This is a genomic window from Litchfieldella qijiaojingensis (assembly GCF_014651875.1).
Lineage (GTDB): Bacteria > Pseudomonadota > Gammaproteobacteria > Pseudomonadales > Halomonadaceae > Litchfieldella > Litchfieldella qijiaojingensis.
The window spans coordinates 29,490-48,631 of the sequence record NZ_BMXS01000020.1 but is presented as its reverse complement, the minus strand read 5'-3'; the positions used below and the strand labels follow the sequence as shown (position 1 = coordinate 48,631).

At 63.7% G+C, this 19,142-nt stretch carries 19 protein-coding genes; 14 read left to right on the top strand and 5 right to left on the bottom strand.

The window, feature by feature from the left end; translation table 11 throughout:
• Nucleotides 1-61: 61 nt before the first annotated feature.
• The 5 genes from IE093_RS16780 (at nt 62) to IE093_RS16760 (ending at nt 5,297) form a co-directional block, all read left to right on the top strand.
• Nucleotides 62-1,057: a Bug family tripartite tricarboxylate transporter substrate binding protein gene (locus IE093_RS16780; RefSeq protein WP_189471196.1), complete on the top strand. Its 996-nt coding sequence runs from the start codon at nt 62-64 to the stop codon at nt 1,055-1,057.
• A 26-nt stretch (nt 1,058-1,083) separates the two neighbouring features.
• A complete protein-coding gene (locus tag IE093_RS16775; RefSeq protein WP_189471194.1) occupies nt 1,084-1,542 on the top strand; it encodes a tripartite tricarboxylate transporter TctB family protein in 459 nt (152 codons plus the stop codon).
• A gap of 10 nt (nt 1,543-1,552) precedes the next feature.
• Nucleotides 1,553-3,046 (top strand): tripartite tricarboxylate transporter permease, encoded by a 1,494-nt coding sequence (locus tag IE093_RS16770; protein WP_189471192.1) that lies wholly within the window; start codon nt 1,553-1,555, stop codon nt 3,044-3,046.
• A 122-nt stretch (nt 3,047-3,168) separates the two neighbouring features.
• Nucleotides 3,169-4,506 (top strand): deoxyguanosinetriphosphate triphosphohydrolase, encoded by a 1,338-nt coding sequence (locus tag IE093_RS16765; RefSeq protein WP_189471191.1) that lies wholly within the window; start codon nt 3,169-3,171, stop codon nt 4,504-4,506.
• Nucleotides 4,507-4,514: 8 nt separating this feature from the next.
• Nucleotides 4,515-5,297 carry a ribonuclease T2 family protein gene (locus IE093_RS16760; RefSeq protein ID WP_229803676.1) on the top strand — a complete coding sequence of 261 codons (783 nt, stop codon included), beginning with the start codon at nt 4,515-4,517 and terminating at the stop codon, nt 5,295-5,297.
• Nucleotides 5,298-5,301: 4 nt separating this feature from the next.
• Here IE093_RS16760 and IE093_RS16755 read toward each other — a convergent pair whose 3' ends face one another.
• Nucleotides 5,302-6,213, bottom strand: a complete 912-nt coding sequence (locus IE093_RS16755) for a nuclease-related domain-containing protein (RefSeq protein ID WP_189471190.1) — start codon at nt 6,211-6,213, stop codon at nt 5,302-5,304.
• Nucleotides 6,214-6,309: 96 nt separating this feature from the next.
• Here IE093_RS16755 and IE093_RS16750 point away from each other — a divergent pair, with 96 nt between their 5' ends.
• Nucleotides 6,310-7,218, top strand: coding sequence for an NAD-dependent protein deacetylase (locus tag IE093_RS16750; protein WP_189471188.1), 909 nt, complete (start codon nt 6,310-6,312; stop codon nt 7,216-7,218).
• Here IE093_RS16750 and IE093_RS16745 read toward each other — a convergent pair.
• From IE093_RS16745 to IE093_RS16735, 3 genes are all read right to left on the bottom strand, one after another.
• Complete coding sequence (locus IE093_RS16745; RefSeq protein WP_189471187.1) at nt 7,184-7,570, bottom strand: YbaY family lipoprotein; 387 nt, start codon at nt 7,568-7,570, stop codon at nt 7,184-7,186. The genes IE093_RS16750 and IE093_RS16745 overlap by 35 nt on opposite strands.
• A gap of 22 nt (nt 7,571-7,592) precedes the next feature.
• The gene (locus IE093_RS16740) at nt 7,593-7,967 is read right to left on the bottom strand and encodes a translation initiation factor Sui1 (RefSeq protein ID WP_189471186.1); all 375 of its coding nucleotides are present in this window, start codon (nt 7,965-7,967) and stop codon (nt 7,593-7,595) included.
• Between the two features lie 113 nt (nt 7,968-8,080).
• Entirely contained in the window at nt 8,081-8,758 is a 678-nt protein-coding gene (locus tag IE093_RS16735) for an HAD family hydrolase (protein ID WP_189471185.1), read from the bottom strand.
• Nucleotides 8,759-9,035: 277 nt separating this feature from the next.
• Between IE093_RS16735 and IE093_RS16730 the strand changes: the two genes are divergently transcribed.
• From IE093_RS16730 to uxuA, 8 genes are all read left to right on the top strand, one after another.
• Nucleotides 9,036-9,779, top strand: coding sequence for a GntR family transcriptional regulator (locus IE093_RS16730; protein ID WP_189471184.1), 744 nt, complete (start codon nt 9,036-9,038; stop codon nt 9,777-9,779).
• The gene (manD, locus tag IE093_RS16725) at nt 9,776-10,987 is read left to right on the top strand and encodes a D-mannonate dehydratase ManD (protein ID WP_189471182.1); all 1,212 of its coding nucleotides are present in this window, start codon (nt 9,776-9,778) and stop codon (nt 10,985-10,987) included. Before IE093_RS16730 ends, manD begins: the two co-directional genes overlap by 4 nt.
• Before the next feature lie 15 nt (nt 10,988-11,002).
• The gene (locus IE093_RS16720) at nt 11,003-12,025 is read left to right on the top strand and encodes a Zn-dependent oxidoreductase (RefSeq protein WP_189471180.1); all 1,023 of its coding nucleotides are present in this window, start codon (nt 11,003-11,005) and stop codon (nt 12,023-12,025) included.
• A 64-nt stretch (nt 12,026-12,089) separates the two neighbouring features.
• The gene (locus tag IE093_RS16715; protein ID WP_189471178.1) at nt 12,090-13,058 is read left to right on the top strand and encodes a TRAP transporter substrate-binding protein; all 969 of its coding nucleotides are present in this window, start codon (nt 12,090-12,092) and stop codon (nt 13,056-13,058) included.
• Nucleotides 13,059-13,111: 53 nt separating this feature from the next.
• Nucleotides 13,112-13,711 (top strand): TRAP transporter small permease, encoded by a 600-nt coding sequence (locus IE093_RS16710; protein ID WP_189471176.1) that lies wholly within the window; start codon nt 13,112-13,114, stop codon nt 13,709-13,711.
• A complete protein-coding gene (locus tag IE093_RS16705) occupies nt 13,702-14,982 on the top strand; it encodes a TRAP transporter large permease (protein WP_189471174.1) in 1,281 nt (426 codons plus the stop codon). The genes IE093_RS16710 and IE093_RS16705 overlap by 10 nt, the downstream gene beginning before the upstream one ends.
• A 47-nt stretch (nt 14,983-15,029) precedes the next feature.
• On the top strand, nt 15,030-16,496 hold the full coding sequence (locus IE093_RS16700; RefSeq protein ID WP_189471172.1) for a mannitol dehydrogenase family protein: 1,467 nt from the start codon (nt 15,030-15,032) through the stop codon (nt 16,494-16,496).
• A gap of 84 nt (nt 16,497-16,580) precedes the next feature.
• The gene (gene uxuA / locus IE093_RS16695; protein WP_189471170.1) at nt 16,581-17,756 is read left to right on the top strand and encodes a mannonate dehydratase; all 1,176 of its coding nucleotides are present in this window, start codon (nt 16,581-16,583) and stop codon (nt 17,754-17,756) included.
• 261 nt (nt 17,757-18,017) lie between these two features.
• On the opposite strand, the gene IE093_RS16690 is transcribed toward uxuA, so the two are convergent.
• Nucleotides 18,018-18,992, bottom strand: a complete 975-nt coding sequence (locus IE093_RS16690) for a LysR substrate-binding domain-containing protein (protein WP_189471168.1) — start codon at nt 18,990-18,992, stop codon at nt 18,018-18,020.
• Nucleotides 18,993-19,142: the final 150 nt, after the last annotated feature.

Here is a 19,142-nt window from a genome sequence, read left to right as displayed (position 1 = left end):
GATCCAGACGGGGCTCGGCCATAACAACAAGCGACATAAAAACAAGCGGAGGAACGACAAGATGCCAATTTTCAAGCATGCCCGCCACACTCTTGCTGCTTCGACCTTGCTGAGTCTTGGTTTGGCTTTCAGCGCGCCAAGCCAGGCGCTGCCCATTAGTGAATGCATTGCCCCGGCCGATCCCGGGGGCGGCTGGGATTTCACCTGCCGTTCGGTAGGCAAATTGCTGCTAGATCTGGAACTGGTGGACAGCCCGGTTCAGGTCACCAACATGCCGGGTGGTGTCGGAGCCGTGGCGTTTTCCAACGTGGCCAGCAAGCGTCCCGCCGACAGCGATGTGGTCGTCGCCACCAGTACGGTGGGCATGACCCAGATCGCTCAGGGCAAGTATCCAGGCGGCGCCGACACCATGCGCTGGTTGGCCATGCTGGGAACGGACGTGGGTGTCATCCTGGTCGACGATGAGAGTCCCTATGAAAGCCTGGACCAGTTGCTCGAAACCATGGTCGAGGAACCGGGCTCGCTGGCCATGGCAGGCTCCAGTGGGGCTGGGGGATGGGATCACATTCGTGCCCTGATGCTGGCCAAGGCTGCCGGCATGCCGGCCGACCAGATCGGCAGCGTGCGCTGGGTACAGTTCGACGGTGGTGGCCCGGCCGTGACCCAGATGATGGGTGGCCATGTGGATGTCGTCTCCACCGATCTGGGCGAGATCGCCGGCTTCATCGAGTCGGGTGACGTGCGGGTCCTGGCGGTGCTGTCCGACGACCCGCTGCCCGAGCCCTTCGCCGATCTCCCGACCGCCGTCTCCCAAGGCTACGATGTAACCGGTTACAACTGGCGCGGTTTCTACACCGGTGGCGAGGTGTCGGACGAGGACTACGCTGCCATGGTCGATACCCTGCAGACACTCTATGAGAGCGACGAGTGGAAGGACGTCGCCCAGCAGAACGGCCTCGTACCGCTATGGCGTGGCGGTGAAGAGTTCAACGACTTCGTGCGCCAGTCGATCGATGAGGTCGAAGCGGTCTCTCGGGAGATCGGGGTCATCCAGTGAGCGATCCCGGTATGAATGAGTCCGGCATGGAGTCGTTACGCACTTCCGGTGTCGTCGGCGACCGCATCGCCGGCACCGTGCTGGCGGTGCTGGCGGCAGGCGCCTGGTGGCATTCACACAGCTTCGCCACCGGCTTCATGCAGCCGGTGGGGCCGGGCGCCTTTCCCCGCCTGGTCAGCGTGCCGCTGGGCCTGCTGGCGCTCTATCTGATCCTGCGTCCCGGCTTCAACCAGCGCTGGCCGCACCGTGCCGCCCTGTTGCGTCAGGTTGGGGCGCTGATGCTGCTGGGAGGTTATTCCGCCTTTCTCGAGCCCTGGGGCTTTCTGCCAGCGTCCCTGGTCACCGTCATCGTGTTGATCCGGCTGTTCGGAGCGCCCTGGAAGCAGTCGCTGGTCAGCGGCGCCATCCTGACAGTGGGGCTCTACGCCCTGTTCGAATTCGCCCTGGGCATGCCGCTTCCCAATATGCCCGGCCTGAGTTGGTAACCCCTTCGCTATGGATATTCTCACTTTCCTCGCCCAGGGGTTCGCCGTAGCGCTCGAGCCTCAGCATCTGTTTCTGGCGCTCATCGGCTGTGCCTTGGGTACGCTGATCGGTGCCCTGCCCGGGCTGGGGCCGGTCAACGGCGTTGCGCTGATGATTCCCTTGACCTTCAACTTCGGGTTGACGCCCACTGCCGCCTTGATCCTGCTGGTCAGCATCTATTACGGCTGTATGTACGGGGGGCGCATCAGTTCCATCCTGCTCAATATCCCGGGCGACGAACCGGCCATGATGACCACGCTCGACGGTTATCCCATGGCGCTCAAGGGGCGAGGGGGCGAGGCGCTGGGGCTCTCCGGAGTGGCGTCCTTCATCGGTGCCACCGTCGCCACCATCGGCTTGACGCTGTTCGCGCCCTTGCTGGTGGGCTTCGCGATTCGCTTCGGTCCGGCCGAGTACTTCGCCCTGTTCGTGCTGGCCTTCGCCACCATCGGCGGCGTGACCAGTGGCAGCTTGACCAAGAGCTTCATCGCCGCCTGCCTGGGGCTGCTGCTGGGCACTGTGGGGATCGACGCGGTCAGCAGCGTACCGCGCTACACCTTTGGTTGGTTCGAACTCTATGACGGCATAGATTTCATCGTCGCCTTGGTTGGCCTGTTCGCGATCTCCGAATGCCTGGTTTTCCTCGAGAATACCCAGCATGGCAGCAAGCCCACCATGAAGCTCGGCTCGGCTATTCCGGGCATGCGTAGCGCCTGGCAATGCAGCCCCACCATCGCCCGCAGTTCGTTGATTGGTTTCATTTCCGGGGTTCTGCCGGGGGCCGGCGCCGCGCTGGGCAGTTTTCTTTCCTATACCCTGGAGAAGCGCTGGCTGGGGAAGCGGGGTGACTTCGGCCGCGGCGACCCGCGCGGCGTAGCGGCCCCGGAAGCGGGCAACAATGCCGCCGCCGGCGGTGCCCTTATCCCCATGCTGTCATTGGGGATTCCCGGCAGCGGTACCACGGCGATCCTGCTGGCACTGCTGCTGTCGATGAACATCACTCCGGGGCCGCTGCTGTTCGCCCAGCAGCCGGAGATGGTCTGGGGACTGGTGGCGGCGTTGTTCATCGGCAACGTCATGCTGCTGGTGCTCAACATCCCGCTGGTAGGGTTCTTCGCCAAGGTGCTTCAGGCGCCCGGCTGGTTCCTGATGCCGATGGTGGTGATGGTGGCCTTCGTCGGTGTCTACTCGCTCAGCAACAGCGCCTTCGACCTGTACCTGATGCTGGCCTTTGGCGTGCTCGGCTACGTGTTGCGCAAACTCGAGATTCCCACAGTGCCGGTGGTGCTCGGGCTGCTGCTAGGCGGCCAGATGGAATACAACATGAGGCGAGCGATGTCGATCTCCGGCGGCGACTGGAGCATCCTATGGAATAGCGGCATCTCCATCGGCATCTATGCGTTCGCCATCACGCTGATCGTCGCTGGGTTAGTATTTAGCTGGATGGTCAAGCAGCGGGCGTAGCTGGGCTGCAGGTGTGGGCCAAGGACGAACATGCTTGATGGTGTACACAGCCAATGCCGGAGTGATGGCTGGCCGGGTAGCTCGGAGGGTGCCAGAATGGGGTTTCTCGAGGAGAATCGCCCATGACGCAGATGCACTGGGAGCGGTTGCTCTCGCCCGACCGCCTCAATGACAAGCCGCGCGAGGCGCGCGGCGAGATCGGTCGCAGTCCCTTCCACAAGGATCACGACCGGATCGTCTTCGCCGGTTCGTTCCGCCGTCTGGGACGCAAGACCCAGGTTCATCCGTTGACCGACAACGACCACATTCATACCCGCCTGACGCACTCACTGGAGGTCGGCTGCGTGGGACGTTCGCTGGGTATGATCGTCGGCGAGCGGCTTCGCGAGCGGCTGCCCGAGTGGATCACCCCGGCCGACCTGGGCGTGATCGTCCAGGCCGCCTGTCTGGGCCACGATATCGGCAACCCGCCTTTCGGCCATGCCGGTGAGTACGCCATCCGCGACTGGTTCAAGCGTGCAGAGAGTGACGGCAGCGGCCTGCTCGATGATCTCTCCGACGCCGAGCGCGCTGATTTGCTGACCTACGAGGGTAATGCCCAGGGGTTTCGCATCGTCACCCAGATCGAATACAACCAGTTCAAGGGCGGCATGCGCCTGACCGGGGCCACGTTGGGGACCATGCTCAAGTATCCCTGGACGGTGGAGCATGGTGGTGTGGCCGGCAAGTTCGGCTGCTATCAGTCGGAGAAGCATTTGCTGGCTGAGGTCACCAGTCGCCTGGGGTTGAAGCCTCGCGGCGAGTGGACCTGGTGTCGCCACCCCTTGGCCTGGCTGGTCGAGGCCGCCGACGATATCTGTTATGCGCTGTTGGATCTTGAGGATGGTCTGGAAATGGGCATCCTACGCTTCGACGAAGTCGCCGACGTGCTGATCCAGATCGCCGGCGAGTTGCCGCCGGAATATCACGACATGCAGCGCGACGGTGTCTCTCAGCGCCGGCGTATCGCTGCCCTGCGAGGCGCGGCCATGGAACGTGCGGTGAACGACGTGGGCGCGGTGTTCGTCGAGCACGAGCAGGAGTTGCTCAACGGCAACCTGCGGGACGATTTGCTTGAGCTTTGCCACCCGGACCTGGACTGGGGAGTGAAAGCGGCCAAGCAACTGGCTCGCGAGCGGATCTTCCAGAACGAACGCAAGGCCAAGCTGGAGATCGGCGCCTACACCACCTTGGGAATCTTGCTGGAAGCCTTCATCGGTGCGGCCCATGAATTGCACTACACGGGCCGTTCGACCTTCAAGCACCAGCGGGTGCTGGCGCTGATCGGCGAGAACACACCGCGGCCGTCGTGGTCGCTATACGACAGCTACCGGCGCATGCTCGACTTCATCGGTGGCATGACCGACCACTATGCGGTGGATCTGGCACAAGAGATGGGCGGGCGCCTGAAAGGCGACTGAGTGAAGTGATGAACGACTGGAAGTGGCGACTCCGTGTGGTGGTCCTGTCGGCGATGGTGGCGCTCCTGGTTGGCTGGGGGGTGTCCACTGCAGCCGCGCCGACGCTCGAGAGCGAGGGATTCGATCATTACACTCTGGCGCTGACCTGGCACCCCGGCTTTTGTAGTACGCAATCGCGTCCGCCTCGCGAATGCCGCGAGCCGTCGCTGCGTGAGGGCTCCGAGCAGGGCTTCGTTCTGCATGGGCTGTGGCCGTCACTACCGCAACGCTTTGCCGAGCGTGGTGTCGACCGACCGCGCTGGTGGCGCGAGGGGTGTTTTCTCGAGCAGCCGCGTGCCGATGGGAGCTTCTGTCGCGCGCATCCCCCGTTCGATTTTCCCGCCGAGCTTGCCAGCGCCCTGGACGACGCCATGCCCGGGCGCGCCAGTTGCCTGGATCGCTACCAGTATGCCAAGCACGCGGCTTGCCTGGCGCTGCCGGAAGAGCGGTATTTCGCAGTGTCATTGGCCCTGCTGGAAGCGGTCAACGAGAGTGCTTTCGGCGCCTTCGTGGCGCTCAACCAAGGGGGCGAGGTTGGCCGTAACGACCTGATCGCCGCCTTCGAGGCCGCCTTTGGCGAGGGAACCGGACGCGCCCTGCGCCTGGAGTGCCGCGGGCGTGGCAACCGGGTGCTGACCGAGGTGCGCATCGGTATCGACGCCCAACGGCTGGGCGACTTTCCGGCCGCCGAGAGCCTGGCGATGCAGGGGCGCGGGCGCTGTCATCCGCGAGTTACCATCCCCACTTTCTAATTCCCTATACCGAGGGGCCCTGAATATCCTTCAGCTCCGTCAGGGTGGCGCGTTTCATCAGCACCCGGATCACCCGGTCGTGCACTTCCACGTCGAAGCGCCCCAGGGACATGGCACCGAGCAGGTCGGCCAGCCCTTCGCCGCTGACCACCAGCAGGTCGCCTGGCGCTTGGCTGACGTCGATGTCCCAGCCGGGCAGGGTCAGGATGCCGCGCACCGGCACTTCTCCCCGGCATTCGCGCGCCAGCCAGTGGCGCAGCCATTGGACCGCCTGGCGAGTCTTGCGCATCGGGAGGCGTTCGCTCCAGCCAGGGAAGCGCAGGCGCTCCCGCTCCACCGCCACCTGACTCTGTTCCCGGCCATTGGCGTCGAAAGGGGGGGTACGCGCACGGGTTTCGATGACGAACACTCCGTGTGGCGTGACCGCGACATGGTCGATGGTATAGGTGTCGGCAGGGATATCGTGGAAGACGTAGTAGGGGTGGGCATCGGGGCGAATCAGGCGCTCGAGCTCCTGGCCCACGGCGAGTTCACAGGCCAGGCCGAGCTTCATGCGTCGGATACGCTGGAAATCACGGATCAACAGGAAGCAGAATAACAGTACCAGAGCGGTGCTCAGTAGACCGTACAGCGCCCATTCGAGCCAGTCCTGTTCGCTGGCGAACAGCATGCGCCCCATGCCGTAGACCAGCGGCACCATGGTGAGGATGGGACCCAGGGCGCCGTTGAGGAAGAGGCTGGCGAAGGCGCGGTCGAGTCGATCGCGCAGCACCTGGCCGGGTTCGCGCAGTTGATGCGCATCGAAGGGAGAACGCACACGCGCATCGTGCAGGTTGCGCAGGGCGAGCACGATGACCGCCATGGCCCCCAAGGGGAACAGGAAGATCAACGGTAATAGGTATTCCAGCCAGGCCATCGAGAGGAGTCCTTGCCCATATGATGTCGGTGACGCTCCATTCTAGCCAACCCAGGCCATCGAGAGCCATGAATCCTTGCCCGGGAGGATGACGGCATGCAGCCCGACAGTAAGCGCTTGCTGGCCGCCGACCAAGAGGCATTGGCGGCTTTCGTCGAACGTCATCCGCGATTGATGGTGCTGACCGGTGCTGGTGTCAGCACAGAGAGCGGCATACCCGACTACCGTGATGATCAGGGAGCGTGGAAGCGTTCCCCTCCCATGCGGCACCAGGAGTTCATGGCCAGCCCAGCCGCCCGGCAACGCTATTGGGCACGCGCACTGATCGGTTTCCGGGCGCTGAGCGAAGCGCGGCCGGGGGCTGCCCACCGGGCTCTGGCGCGATTGGAAACGATGGGGTATGTCAGCGCCGTGGTCACTCAGAACGTCGATGGCTTGCACCAACAGGCCGGTTCACGGCGGGTGATCGACCTGCATGGTCGGGCCGAGGTGGTGCGCTGCATGACCTGTCAGGGGCGGCGCATGCGCCATGACCTGCACGCCGAACTCGAGGCGCTCAATCCGGACTGGCTCGCGCGGAGCGCGGCGGCCGGACCGGACGGCGATGCCGACCTGGAAGCGGAGGATTTCTCGAGCTTCCGGGTCCCGGCCTGCCAGCGTTGCGGCGATGGCATTCTCAAACCGGACGTGGTGTTCTTCGGCGACAGTGTGCCGGCCGAGCGGATAACGGCGGCACTGGCTGCTCTGGAGGCTGCCGAGGCACTGCTGGTGGTGGGTTCATCGCTGATGGTCTATTCCGGCTACCGCTTCGCCCGCGAGGCCGCGCGCCAGGGTAAGCCGGTCGCCTGTCTCAACCTTGGCTATACACGCGCCGACGACCTCTATGCCCTGAAGGTAGAGGCTTCTGTCGGCCTGACGCTGAATGCCTTGGTCGAATCGCTTGGGCGGCGCAAGGCGGCCGATACCGCCGTCAGTGGTTCATCGTCTCCAGCGGAATCTCGATAACACCAGGGGGGACATCGCCGGTCAGCACTGGTACGGGCTCGGGGCTGACGTGTGTCGACCGGCCATCGGCCCGCACTTGGGCGCGCAGGACGTAAGCATGGTCATCGTCGATGGCATTGGCGTCGTAGCGCAGCGCAACATCGTAGGGACCAGCGTCAAGGCGGGTATAGATGCTCTCGGCGATCACCGTGGCTTGCGAAACGTCTTCCAATGTCACGCGTAACTCGGCGTCTGCGGGCAACTCGAGAGGGGTAGTCGGCACCACCCGGGCGTCGAGGGTCGCGAAGCGTGGGCCGCTGGCGCAGGCGCCGAGCAGGACCAGCATCGCCAATAGCGGCAGCGATCGTAGCATGTGAAGGGCGACCATCCTCCGTTCAGCCTCCTGCCAGCTTGACCTGGAAGCCACGACGTTCCAACTCGGCCTTGAGGACGTCGCGGTGGTCGCCCTGGATCTCGATGACCCCGTCCTTGACGGCACCGCCGGTGCCGCAGCGTTTCTTGAGCTCCTTGGCCAACGCCTTGAGCTCCGAACTGGCCAGGGGCACCCCTGCGATAGTGGTTACACCCTTGCCCTTGCGACCGCTGGTCTCGCGTCGAATGCGTACGGTGCCATCCAGAACTGCCAGACGTTCGCTTTCGGCCCGCTCGGTACATTGGCAGGCGTCGATGGGCTGACGGCAGTCGGGGCAGGTCTGACCATGCTCGGTGGAATAGACCAGACCGCGTAACTGATCTTGAAGAGAGGCCATGCCGCACTCCTGAGGAGAATGTGGCGTTATCTTAGCGCAGTTGGTAGCGGTGCTCATCGTCCGGGTTATCCACAACGTCTTTGTCTCCAGGTGTTGTGGATAACTCGGCTGGTTCATGACAGCAGCGCAGGTTCGCGTGCCAGGTTGGCGACGACCGTGGGGAGTTGGTACATGCTGCTGATGGCAATGGCGCCATCGGGGGTCATCTCGGCGTCGGGGAAGCGGTTGAGATGGATCACGGTCATACCGGCCGCCAGGGCCGCCTTGACGCCGACAATGGAGTCGTCGATGGCCACGCACTCATCGGGACGGAAGCCCATGATGCTGGCCGCATGCAGGTAAAGGCAGGGATCGGGTTTCCAGCAGTTGGCGGTATAGCCGCTGAACAGCTTGTCGCCAAAATAGTCGCTGAGCCCGGTAGCGGCGAGGCCGGCACGAATCTTGTTCTCGGGACCGTTGGAAACCACCGCGCGGGGATAGGATGCCAGAGCATCCAGGGCCTCGTGCACGCCCTCCAGGGGGCGGAGCTCGGTGGCCAGTCGGTCGGCCAGCTTGCGGCGCATGTCGGCTTCGGACTCCTTGAGTCGTTGCGGGTCGATGTCGCCGTGACGGCGTTGCAACTCGGTCACGATATTGACGAAGCGGGCGCCGCGGAATTCGCCCATGTAGTCGCTGGGCGAGAAAGGCAGGCCAATGTTGGTCAGGCTTGCCGCCATCTCGTCGGCAAGCAGGGGCTCGCTATCAACTAGGGTGCCGTCGCAGTCGAACAACAGACAATGTGGTTTCGTCATCGCCGGGCCTCTCGGGTCAACTCAAGGGCTCATGAACCCAGTGTTACAGTTATCGGCTCCCCGCGGCCATAATTGAGCCTGGATTTCCTTCTTTTTTGAACACTGTTCTTTAACCTTTCCTTGCAGTGTAATCGATCTTTCTTCGTTCTACCAAGGTCGTATCGCGTGAGGGCGATTCAGGCTTGTGTCTGCCAATTTGTTTGCCATACTACCATACTAGTCATATCAGGGTGCCGTCGCCAGCCGGCCGACATCCAAGTTTCGGGATGAATGCGTCATGAACACCACCTTGCAGTCCTTGTGGCGGGATACCCCAGACAATGGCTCCGTACGCCAACGCCTCTACCGGGTGTTGCGGCAGTCGATCATTCGCATGGTACTGGCGCCGGGACAGGCGTTGTCCGAAAAGGAGCTGGCCGACACCTTCGCGGTGAGCCGCCAGCCGGTACGCGAGGCCTTCATCCGGCTCTCGGAGGCGGGCCTGGTCGAGGTGCGCCCGCAGCGCGGCACCTATGTGGTGAGAATCTCGCAGCAAGCGGTGCTCGAGGCCCGCTTCGTGCGTGAGGCGATCGAGGTCGCCGTGGCCAGGGCTGCCGCAGAGGCAGGGCTCGAGCCGCGTGTGCTGGCCGAGCTCAATGAACTGATCGAACGCCAGCGGCGTTGTGAGACGACGGGAGATTACGACCGTTTCTTCGAGCTCGACGAAAACTTCCATCGTGCCTTGTCGCTAGGCGTGGGACACGGTGTGGCTTGGCGGGTTACCGAGGAGGTCAAGGCGCAGTTGGATCGGGTGCGTTACCTGAGTATTCCGGAGTCGACCCCGATCCCCAAGCTCACCGATCAGCACCAGATGATCGTCGATGCCATCGCCAGCCGCGATGCCGACGCGGCGGCACAGGCGATGGGGGTTCATCAACGCGAGATCCTGCAGTCGCTGCCGGATCTGGTACGTCGCTTTCCCGAGATGTTCGATGCCGGCGCCCAACAGGCGGAGACCCTGGTCAAGGAGGTCAGCGCATGAAGATCCAGGATGCTTATCTCATCGTCACTTCGCCGGGACGTAATTTCGTCACCCTTAAGATCGTTACCGAATCAGGTATCCACGGCATTGGCGACGCCACCCTGAACGGCCGCGAGATGGCCGTGGTCGCCTACCTCGAGGAGCACGTGATTCCGGCTCTGATCGGGCGCGACGCCAGCCGCATCGAGGATATCTGGCACTACCTCTATCGCGGCGCCTACTGGCGGCGCGGGCCGGTAACCATGTCCGCCATCTCGGCCGTCGACGTGGCGCTGTGGGACATCAAGGCCAAGGCGGCCGGCATGCCGCTCTACCAGTTGTTGGGTGGCAAGAGCCGCGAGCGGGTGATGACCTATGCCCACTGCACCGGCAAGGACATCGATGCCTGCCTCGAGGAAGTCGACAAGCACGTCAAGCTCGGCTATCGGGCGGTTCGCGTGCAGGCCGGGGTGCCCGGCATTCCCACCATCTATGGCGTGGCCAAGCGTGAGGGCGAACGCTACGAGCCGGCGGACTCGGCGATTCCCGCCGAGCATGTGTGGAGTACCGAGAAGTACCTCAACCATGTGCCCAAGTTGTTCGCCGCGGTACGCGAGCGCTTCGGCGACGACCTCCACGTGCTGCATGATGTGCACCACCGCTTGACGCCCATTGAGGCCGCGCGGCTGGGCAAGGAGGTCGAGCCCTATCACCTGTTCTGGCTCGAGGACTGCGTGCCGGCCGAGAACCAGGAGAGTTTCCGGCTGATTCGCCAGCACACCACCACGCCGCTGGCGGTGGGCGAGGTGTTCAACTCGATCCACGACTACCGCGAGCTGCTCGAGAACCAGTGGATCGACTACATCCGCACGCCGCTTTCCCACGGCGGCGGCATCACCCATGTGCGTCGGATCGCCGACCTGGCGGCGCTCTATCACGTGCGCACCGGCTTCCATGGCCCGACCGACCTGTCCCCGGTGTGCCTGGGTGCGGCGATCCACTTCGATACCTGGGTGCCCAACTTTGGCATTCAGGAACACATGCCGCACGAGGAGATCACCGAGCAGGTCTTTCACCATGACTACCGCTTCGAGGATGGCCACTTCCTGGTCGGCGAGACGCCGGGGCACGGCGTCGATATTGACGAGGAACTGGCAAAAAAATACCCCTACAAACGCGCCAGCCTCCCGGTCAACCGACTGGAAGACGGCACGCTCTGGCATTGGTAACGAGGTGAACCGACGATGAAAGCCTTTCAGGTAAGTGCACCGCTGAACTACCGCATCACCGAGATCGATGTGCCCGAGGCCGCGCCCGGCGAGGTGTTGGTGCGGGTGGCCTTCGCCGGCATCTGCGGTTCGGACATGCACATCATCCACGGCGACAACGCCTTCGTGCGTTTCCCGCGCATCACCGGCCATGAGTTCGCCGGGCTGGTCGAGGCCGTGGGCGAGGGCGTCGAGGATGTCGCCGTGGGCGACAAAGTGTGCATCGACCCGGTGGTTAGCTGTGGCCACTGCTACCCCTGCCGCATCGGTCGGCCCAACGTCTGTTCGGCGCTGGAGGTGATCGGGGTGCATCGCAACGGGGGCTTCGAGGAGCGCGTCAACGTGCCGGCGGCCAATGTCCATCACCTGCCTGAGGGACTGGGGTTGGACGCCGCGGCGTTGGTCGAGCCCTACTCGATCGCCGCCAACGTGCTGGGTCGCATGCAGCCGCTGCCGGGGGATCGATTGCTGGTCTTCGGCGCCGGGGTGATCGGCCTGACCATCCTGCAGATGGCGCGGGCACTGGGCATCGAGGACATCACCGTCACCGACGTGATCGATGCCCGCCTGACCACCGCCCGCGAGCTAGGCGCGACCCGCACCCTGCATGGCCAGCAGGATGACGTCGAGACCGCGGTAAGCGAACTCACCGGCGGTGAAGGCATGCCGCTGATCGCCGATGCCGCCTGTGTACCGGCGCTGTTGCCGCAGATGCTGCGCCTGGCATCGCCGGCCGGGCGCATCGGCCTGCTCGGCTTCAACCCCACGCCCAGCGACCTGGTGCAGCTGGAGGTGATCAAGAAGGAGCTGACCCTGGTCGGCTCGCGACTCAACAACCGCAAGTTTCCGGAGGTGCTCGAGCTGATGGCTTCAGGGCGTCTGGATCCGTTGGCGCTGGTCAGCCACCGGCTGGCGTTCGATGAGATGCCCGACGCCATCGACATGCTCGACCACCATCCCGAAAGGGCGCGTAAGGTGCTGATCCAGATCGGTGCCTGAGGCGTCATCTCGATACGCGCAATCGCTGACAATCCACAACAAGCAAGTGCCAGGAGAGTACGCCATGATCAAACAGCTCATCACCAGCACCGTCCTCGGGGCGGCCATCCTGGGTAGCCAGGCCACCCTGGCCGCCGACTACACCCTGCAATTCGGCCATCTCGCCAATGAGCAGAACATCTGGCATCTGGCCGCGGTGAAGTTCAAGGAGGAAGTCGAGGCCAACTCCGACGGGCGCATCGAGGTGCAGATCTACCCCAGCGAGCAGCTCGGCGCCGAGATGGATGTGATCAACAGCATCCAGCTGGGGACCGCCGACATGACCATTACCGGCGAGAGCCTGCAGAACTGGGCGCCCAAGGCGGCGATGATGGCGGTGCCCTATGCCTTCCGTGACTCCGAGCATCTGCATGCGGCGGTCAGCGGTGAGATCGGCGACGAGATCGAGGCCCAGATCACCGAGCGGGCCAACCTGGTGCCGCTGGCCTGGTTCGAGCGCGGTCCCCGTCACCTGACCTCCAACCGTCCGGTCCGCGATCCCGACGATCTCGATGGCCTTCGCCTTCGGGTGCCCAACGTGCCGCTGTTCGTCGACACCTGGGAGGCGCTTGGCGCGCGCCCCACGCCGATGGCCTTCAGCGAGGTGTTCACCGCCCTGCAGCAGAACACCATCCAGGCTCAGGAGAACCCCTTGAGCCTGATCGAGAGTGCCAGCTTCTACGAGGTCCAGGACTACGTGAACTTCACCGGCCACGTACGCAGTTGGATCTATGTGGTGATCGGCAAGGATCAGCTCGAAAGCATGCCCGAGGATCTGCAGCAGGTGATCTTCGATGCCGCCGAGACCATGCAGGCCTACGAGGCCGAACTGTTTGCGGAGGACGAACAGCGCCTCGGGCAAGCCCTGCAGGAACGCGGCATGGAATTCGTCGAGGTCGATACCGAGGCCTTCGCCGAGAAGGCGCGCCCGGCCGTGCTGGAGGCACTCAACGAGGAGCAGCGCGCGCTGTTCGAAGCCATCCAGGACCTGTGAGCCCTGCGCCGGGCGGAAGCATCCCGCCCGGCCGTCTTGCGTGAGGAGTGCCCATGAGTGCTCTCGATCGAGAATCGGATATCGAGCGTCAGGTTGCCGAGAACCTCGATGCCCTGTCGTCTGTCCCCAGGCTCGGCGGGTGGATCGGTCGCGCGATCGGCTGGCTCGACACGCTGTTCACCTGGCTCGCCAACCTGGCGCTGCTGGGAATCGCCGCGGCCGTGCTGCTGCAGATATCGGGACGTCTGTTCCTGCCGTTCTCCCCGGCCTGGACCGAGGAGCTGTCGCGCTACCTGTTCATCTACATGGTGGCGCTGTCGGCAGGGGTGGTGATTCGCCAGCATCGTCACGTCAATGTCGAACTTTTTCACCACTGGCTGGGACCGCGGGCGCGGGCAGGCTATCAGGCGCTGGTGTGCCTGCTGGTCGGGGCCTTCGCCTTCATCGTCCTGCCCTATGCCTGGCAGTACGCCGAGAACGGGGTCTGGCAGACCTCGCCCACCCTGAAGGTGTCCATGCTGTATATCTTCTTCTCCACCGTGGTGCTGTTCGCGCTGGTGCTGCTGTATAGCGCGATCGGTTTCATCGAGGGGCTCCTCGCCCTCTGGCGCCCCGCATCCCGGTCCGGTCCGGAGGCGCGCCAATGGAAGTGACCCTACTGTTCAGCGTGTTCCTGGTGCTGCTGCTCGTCGGGGTGCCGATCGCCTTTTCCCTGGGCATCGCCTCGCTGGTCTATCTGCTGGTGGAGGGCATCTCGCTGACCATCGTGCCGCAGCGCATGTACGCGGGCATCGACACCTTCGTGCTGTTGTGCATTCCCGGCTTCGTGCTGGCCGGCAACCTGATGAATGTCGGCAACATCACCGAGCATATCGTGCGCTTCTGCAATGCCCTGATGGGCCATATCCGCGGCGGCCTGGGGCTGGCCAACGTGGGGGGCTCGATGATCTTCGGGGGGATCTCGGGCACTGCCGTGGCCGATGCTGCCAGCATCGGCTCGGTGATGATCCCCGGCATGGCCAAATCGGGCTACGACAAGCCCTTCGCGGCAGCGGTGACCGCCGCGTCCTCGACCATCGGCCCGATCATTCCGCCCAGTGTGCCGATGATCATCGCCGGGTCGCTGACCGGCGTCTCGGTGGGGCGGATGTTCCTGGCAGGCGCCGTTCCCGGGCTGCTGCTGGGGGTGGCGATGATGATCACCGTCTACGTGCTGGCCGTGCGCCGCGGCTATCCCAAGGAATCCCGCGTGCCGTTCCTGCAACTGCTGCGCGAGGGGCGGACCGCCTTCTGGGCGCTGCTGATGACGGCGATCATTCTCTACGGCATCATCGGCGGCTTCTTCACCCCCACCGAGGCGTCGATCGTCGCCAGCCTCTATGCCCTGGTGGTCGGCATGTACATCTACAAGGGGCTCTCGTGGCGCAAGCTGCCGGCGATCCTCACCGACACCGTGCTGACGTCCTCGGCGCTGCTGCTGCTGGTCGGGCTGGCCAACCTGTTCGGCTGGATCCTGACCAGTCAGCAGATCCCACAAATGGTCGCCGGAGCGATCCTGACCATCAGCGAGAACCCGATCGTGGTGATCCTGATCCTCAACCTGATCCTGTTATTCGTTGGCACCTTCATGGAGACCATCGCCGCCTTGATCATCCTGTTCCCGGCGCTGCTGGGGGTGGCCACCGGCGTGGGCATGGACCCGGTACACTTCGCGGTGATGGCGGTGCTCAACCTGATGATCGGCCTGACCACGCCGCCGGTGGGCGTATGCCTATTCGTGGTCTCGGGGATCGGCAACCTGCCGATGCTCAGGGTAGCTTACGCGATCTTGCCGTTCCTGATCTGCAATATCGCCGTGCTGCTGCTGGTGGCCTATGTGCCGGCCATCTCGCTGTGGCTGCCGAATCTGATAATGGGTCAATGAATCAATGTCTGCGCGATCCCTCGCAATCCGGACTCAGGGAGACAACCATGAGTGATATCCAGCGTTTGCCGACGGCCGGGGCGAGCGGCCGCATCGGCATCGTCCACCTGGGGCTGGGCGCCTTCCACCGCGCCCATCAGGCGGTCTATCTGGAACGCTATCGGCAGCGTAGTGGCGATCCTGGATGGGGCGTGTGCAGCGCCAACCTGCGCTCCAACGTGGCGTTGGTCGATGGGCTGCGCGAGGCGGGGCATCGCTACCATGTCGCAGAGTACGCCGACAGCCGGCATGTCATCCTGCGTGAGATCGGCGTGATCGAGGAGACGCTGTTCGCCGGCCGCGATACCGACGGCCAGTGGGGGCGTGACCTGGAACCGTTGCTGGCGCGAATGAGCGACGAGTCGGTGCGCATCGTGATGTTGACGGTGACCGAGAAGGGCTATTTCCTGAGCCCCGCCGAGGGCCAACTACTGCGCAGTGATCCAGCCATCGCCGCCGATATCGACGATCCTTCGGCACCCCGCACGGCGCCGGGCCTGCTGGTCGAGGCGCTGGCACGCCGCCGTGAAGCGGGACTGGCGCCGTTCACGGTGCTCTCGTGTGACAACATGCCCGACAACGGCAGGCGCACCCGGGTTGCGGTGGTCCAGCTGGCGGCGATACGCGACGTGGGGCTTGCCGAGTGGATCGAGCGCGAGGTGGCCTTCCCCTGCAGCATGGTCGACCGTATCGTGCCGGCGATGACCGACGCCGATTTCTCGCGCCTGGCCGAGCTGGGGATCGAAGACCCCAATGCCGTAGTCGGCGAGACTTTCTCGCAGTGGGTGGTCGAGGACGACTTCCCACTCGGACGCCCGGCCTGGGAAGCCGACGGCGTGGAGATGGTCGCCGACGTGGCGCCCTTCGAGACCATGAAGCTGCGTATGCTCAACGGCAGCCATTCACTGCTCGCCTATCTGGGCGCCCTGGAGGGTATCGAGACGGTCTTCGAGGCGGTGAGCCGCAGCGATCTGAAGGCACTGCTGCGTCGCTACATGCTGGCCGAAGCGGCGCCAACCCTCAATATGCCCGAAGGCACCGACCTGGCCGCCTACGCCGAGTCGCTGCTCGAACGCTTCGCCAACGACAGCCTGCGCCACCGCCTGCAGCAGATCGCCATGGACGGCTCTCAGAAGTTGCCTCAACGTTGGCTGCTTGGCGCGTTGGCACGTCTCGAGGCTGGCGCCGAAGTGCCTTGCACGGTGCTGGGCGTGGCGGCCTGGATCCGCTATACCGCAGGCCGCGATCTGCATGGCACTGCCTATCCCGTGGACGATCCGCTGGCAGCCACCTTTGCCTTACTGCATGAGAAACATGGCGATTGTGCCGCGCACCTGGTCGAAGCCTTCCTCGCGGTGGATGCCGTTTTTCCATCGGCGCTGGCCCGCTGGCCCGGCTTTGCCGAGACAGTGACCGTGGCCTATCGCACTCTGACGGAAGAGGGCCTGTCGAAGGCTTTGGGAAACACTAAGTGAATCCCTGCGCTGCTGCATGCTCGTCGGTTTATTCGGTGTTTCCTCTGCAACGCATAGAACACCTGTTGGTTTAGGAGGGTTTTCATGGAACACACTTGGCGCTGGTTCGGCCCCCCGGATCCCATCCACCTGGATGAGATTCGCCAGACCGGGGCCACCGGGATCGTGACAGCGCTCCACGAGATCCCCAATGGCGAGGTATGGCCGGTCGAGGCCATCGCCGAACGCAAGCGAATGATCGAGGCCGCTGGTCTGCGCTGGTCGGTGGTCGAGAGCGTGCCGGTGCACGAGGACATCAAGAAGCAGAGTGGCGACTGCTCGACCTACATTGCCAATTACCAGCAGACGCTACGCAATCTGTCGGCCTGCGGCATCGATACCGTGTGCTACAACTTCATGCCGGTGCTCGACTGGACGCGTACCGATCTGACCTGGCGGCTGCCCGACGGCGGCTTGGCGCTGCGTTTCGATCAGAACGCCTTTGCTGCCTTCGATCTCTACCTGCTCGCGCGCCCTGGTGCCGAGCAGGAATATGGTGATGCCGAGAAGGCCGAGGCGCGGCGCTATCTGAACAGCCTGGACGAAGTGGCGCGCCAGCGGTTGGTCAACAACATCATCGCGGGTCTGCCCGGCGCTGAGGAGCACTACACCCTGGCACAGTTTCGCGAGGTGCTGAGGGAGTATGCCGACATCGATGCCGAGCGACTGCGCGAGAACCTGGGAAATTTTCTCAAGGCGGTCGTGCCGGTGGCCGAAGAGGTCGGCATTCGCCTGGCGATCCACCCCGACGATCCGCCCCGGCCGATGCTGGGTTTGCCGCGCGTGGTATCCAGCGCCGAGGATGCCCAGTGGATCCTCGATGTCGCGCCAAGTCCTGCCAATGGCCTGACCCTGTGCACCGGCTCCTACGGAGTCAGCGAGTCCAACGATCTGGTTGCGATGGCACGGCGCTTCGGGCCGCATATCTACTTTGCCCACCTGCGCTCGACGCAGCGTGAAACACCGAACCCGCGTTCCTTCCATGAAGCCCATCATCTCAGCGGCGATGTGGACATGGTCGGCGTGATCCAGGCGCTGGTGGACGAGGAGCGTCGTCGCGAACGCGAGGGCGGGCCGCGTCTGCCGCTACGACCCGATCATGGGCATCACATCCTCGACGATCAGCATCGCGATAGCCGGCCCGGCTATCCGCTCTACGGGCGCCTGAAAGGGCTGGCGGAGCTGCGCGGGGTGGAACTGGCGGTCAGGCGGTTGGCATAGGCATCGAAGATACGGCGGCACGCCATCTCAGCTTCACCTTGGCCCCCGAGGCGCTGTATGACTGCACCCTGTTGTCGCTGGAGGACACCGACCAAGACTGGATGAGCTGGCAACAGTGGTTCACCCAGGTGGGCGCGACGGCGCGGGGCTCGCGCCTTCCGCGAATGGTTGCTGGATACCGTTCCCAAGGAGGTAGGTGATCTGGGCCTGACGTGAGGTTCCGGTGCCTGGCGCATCACCTGCCCGCCAGACCCTAAGGCCTCAGGTGGCTGTCGGCACGCCGCTTTGGTCCATGAACCAGTCTCGGAAGCGGCCCAGTGCCTCGTCGTCCTCCTTGTCCTCGCGGTAGGCCATGTAATGGTGCGTGTCCTCCAGTACGACCTTCTGTTCGACCGGCCTGACCAGCTGGCCTTGGTCGACCAGCGGACCGATGAGGTGGTCCCAACCCAAGGCCACCCCCTGATCATTGAGTACCATCTGCACCAACATGTTGTAGTCATTGGCATTGAAGAAATGAAGGCTGTCCCGGGAACGGCTCTCGATGTCGATATCATGGATGGCCAGCCAGACCCCCCAGTCCACGTGCTCGGCGACCTGGGAGCGGCCATAGGGGCTGAGATTCAACAGCACGCCATCTCGCAACCCTTCAAGGCTGCGTATCTCGGGATGCTGCTCAAGGTAACGCGGGGTGCAGATCGGATAAATGACATCGTGGAACAGAGGATGACTGTGATACCCCTCTCGCACCTTGGCCATCTTGGTGATGAAGATATCGGGTAGCACGCCGGGCTCCATGGAGAGGAAATTCTGGGTGGTGATCAGGTTGAGGTCGATATCCGGGTTGGCACTGAAGAAGCTCGGCAGCCGACGTGACATCCACAGTGCCGAGAAAGCGGGAGAGCAACAGAGTGTGAGGACTCGCTTACTGGTGTTGCCGTGGTCCTGACGAATACGTTCCGCGGCCTGGGCGATATTGATGAACGACAGTTGCGCCGCATCGAAGAAGATCGAGCCGGCCTTGGTCAGTTCTATTGACCGCCCCGTACGTTTGAACAGTTCGGTACCCAGGTAGCTCTCGAGCTCACGGATCTGCCGGCTGATGGCCGCTTGAGTGACGCACAGTGCCTCGGCGGCTCGGGTGAAGTTCTGATACTTGGCCGCCGCCACGAAGGATCTCACCGCGCGCAGCGATGGCATCTTGAGCAGCCTCTGATCGGGATCGGTGTGTGTTGTCATAATGAAAAGTTATCAACATCCTGGAAAAAAAGTCGATGTCAGCGATAATCGGCCGGAACATAGACTACGGATCATGGAAAAGACGCTGCACCCGTATCTTTCAGGTTATCCAAAAGCGACACAGGACAACAGCCGTAATTCTCCCTCAAC

What these genes read in the sequence shown, in the direction of transcription:
- IE093_RS16780 (WP_189471196.1), top strand. Translation starts at nt 62, where the DNA reads ATGCCAATTTTCAAGCATGCCCGCCACACTCTTGCTGCTTCGACCTTG.
- IE093_RS16740 (WP_189471186.1), bottom strand. Translation starts at nt 7,967, where the DNA reads ATGGCCTCTCTTCAAGATCAGTTACGCGGTCTGGTCTATTCCACCGAG.
- IE093_RS16700 (WP_189471172.1), top strand. Translation starts at nt 15,030, where the DNA reads ATGAGTGATATCCAGCGTTTGCCGACGGCCGGGGCGAGCGGCCGCATC.
- IE093_RS16765 (WP_189471191.1), top strand. Translation starts at nt 3,169, where the DNA reads ATGACGCAGATGCACTGGGAGCGGTTGCTCTCGCCCGACCGCCTCAAT.
- IE093_RS16735 (WP_189471185.1), bottom strand. Translation starts at nt 8,758, where the DNA reads ATGACGAAACCACATTGTCTGTTGTTCGACTGCGACGGCACCCTAGTT.
- IE093_RS16715 (WP_189471178.1), top strand. Translation starts at nt 12,090, where the DNA reads ATGATCAAACAGCTCATCACCAGCACCGTCCTCGGGGCGGCCATCCTG.
- IE093_RS16710 (WP_189471176.1), top strand. Translation starts at nt 13,112, where the DNA reads ATGAGTGCTCTCGATCGAGAATCGGATATCGAGCGTCAGGTTGCCGAG.
- IE093_RS16720 (WP_189471180.1), top strand. Translation starts at nt 11,003, where the DNA reads ATGAAAGCCTTTCAGGTAAGTGCACCGCTGAACTACCGCATCACCGAG.
- IE093_RS16745 (WP_189471187.1), bottom strand. Translation starts at nt 7,570, where the DNA reads ATGCTACGATCGCTGCCGCTATTGGCGATGCTGGTCCTGCTCGGCGCC.
- IE093_RS16690 (WP_189471168.1), bottom strand. Translation starts at nt 18,992, where the DNA reads ATGACAACACACACCGATCCCGATCAGAGGCTGCTCAAGATGCCATCG.
- IE093_RS16705 (WP_189471174.1), top strand. Translation starts at nt 13,702, where the DNA reads ATGGAAGTGACCCTACTGTTCAGCGTGTTCCTGGTGCTGCTGCTCGTC.
- uxuA (WP_189471170.1), top strand. Translation starts at nt 16,581, where the DNA reads ATGGAACACACTTGGCGCTGGTTCGGCCCCCCGGATCCCATCCACCTG.
- IE093_RS16775 (WP_189471194.1), top strand. Translation starts at nt 1,084, where the DNA reads ATGGAGTCGTTACGCACTTCCGGTGTCGTCGGCGACCGCATCGCCGGC.
- manD (WP_189471182.1), top strand. Translation starts at nt 9,776, where the DNA reads ATGAAGATCCAGGATGCTTATCTCATCGTCACTTCGCCGGGACGTAAT.
- IE093_RS16770 (WP_189471192.1), top strand. Translation starts at nt 1,553, where the DNA reads ATGGATATTCTCACTTTCCTCGCCCAGGGGTTCGCCGTAGCGCTCGAG.
- IE093_RS16730 (WP_189471184.1), top strand. Translation starts at nt 9,036, where the DNA reads ATGAACACCACCTTGCAGTCCTTGTGGCGGGATACCCCAGACAATGGC.
- IE093_RS16750 (WP_189471188.1), top strand. Translation starts at nt 6,310, where the DNA reads ATGCAGCCCGACAGTAAGCGCTTGCTGGCCGCCGACCAAGAGGCATTG.
- IE093_RS16755 (WP_189471190.1), bottom strand. Translation starts at nt 6,213, where the DNA reads ATGGCCTGGCTGGAATACCTATTACCGTTGATCTTCCTGTTCCCCTTG.
- IE093_RS16760 (WP_229803676.1), top strand. Translation starts at nt 4,515, where the DNA reads ATGAACGACTGGAAGTGGCGACTCCGTGTGGTGGTCCTGTCGGCGATG.